The sequence below is a fragment of the Variovorax sp. 20P10.2.4 genome (assembly GCF_058244205.1).
Map to the genome: position 1 here is coordinate 1 of NZ_JBZAYE010001151.1, position 1,202 is coordinate 1,202.

Sequence of the window (1,202 nt, forward strand, 5' to 3'; positions counted from 1 at the left end):
CGCGTGGCCATGGTCGTGGCCGTGCGCGTCGGCGGGCGCCGTGCCCCCCCGAATATCCCTGTCGAGCGTGTTCTGGTTCGTCATGGGCTCGATTGAAAACCCTGAAGCAGGTGTAGAGTCAAACGCAGTTCCCCCACCCGCTGGCGGGGCTTCGCCGGCCACCACGGCCCGGCCCGCCCGCCAGCCTTCCATCTGCCGCATCATGAAAATCGGTGATCTGGCCAAGGCCGCGAACACGCCCGTCGAGACCATCCGCTACTACGAGCGCGAAGGCCTGCTGCCCGCGCCCGCGCGCACCGAGGGCAACTACCGCATCTACGGCGAGGACCACGCGCAGCGCCTGGGCTTCGTGCGCCGCTGCCGCTCGCTCGACATGACGCTCGACGAGATCCGCAGCCTGCTGAAATTCCGCGATGCGCCGCAGGAGGACTGCGGCGAGGTCAACCAGCTGCTCGACGACCACATCGGCCACGTGGCGGCGCGCATCGCCGAGCTGCGCACGCTCGAGAAGCAGTTGAAGGCGCTGCGCCGGCAATGCGGCGGCGCCGATTCGGCCCAGCCCTGCGGGATCATCCAGGAGCTCGACGCGGTCGCGCTCGAGCCCGAGGGCTTCGGCCAGCACGCGGGCCACGTGCACGGCGCGCTGCACGCGCCCGCGCGGCGCTAGCGCTCGCGCGCGAAGCCCCCGAAGAACGCGGCCGCGTTCCGTTCGAGGCTGTCGAGGTGGTAGCCGCCTTCCTGCACGATCAGGGTCGGCAGCTTCAACCCGCCGATCGCCTCGCCCAGGCGGGCGAAGCCCGGCGTGGTCACCGCGACGCGCGACTGCGGGTCCTCATGGTAGATGTCGAAGCCCAGCGCCAGCACCAGCGCATCGGGCTGGTAGCGCCGCAGCGCGCGGGCCGCGGCGTCGAGCCGGTCGAAGAACAGCGCCTCGCTGGCGCCATGGGGCATCGGCAGGTTGAGGTTGAAGCCCAGGCCGGCACCGACGCCGCACTCGTCCTCGTGGCCCGCGACCACCGGGTAGAAGTTGGTCGGGTCGCCGTGGATCGAGACATAGAGCACGTCGGCGCGCTCGTAGAAGATCTCCTGCACGCCCTGGCCGTGGTGCATGTCGGTGTCGAGCACCGCCACGCGCGCATGCTTCGCGCGCAGCGCCTGCGCCGCGATGGCCGCGTTGTTCAGGTAGCAGAAGCCGCCGGCGC

The 1,202-nt window shown here is 70.9% G+C and carries 2 protein-coding genes; one reads left to right on the forward strand and one right to left on the reverse strand.

Annotation, left to right across the window (positions count from 1 at the left end):
• Positions 1 to 202 precede the first annotated feature (202 nt).
• A complete protein-coding gene (cadR, locus tag AC27VN_RS41880; protein WP_208510003.1) occupies positions 203 to 667 on the forward strand; it encodes a Cd(II)/Pb(II)-responsive transcriptional regulator in 465 nt (154 codons plus the stop codon).
• Here cadR and AC27VN_RS41885 read toward each other — a convergent pair.
• On the reverse strand, positions 664 to 1,202 hold a 539-nt coding region (locus AC27VN_RS41885; RefSeq protein ID WP_490880575.1), incomplete at its 5' end, for an arginase family protein. The genes cadR and AC27VN_RS41885 overlap by 4 nt on opposite strands.

Excerpts from the sequence above, each read along its gene's own strand:
- cadR (WP_208510003.1), top strand. The coding sequence starts at position 203 with ATGAAAATCGGTGATCTGGCCAAGGCCGCGAACACGCCCGTCGAGACC.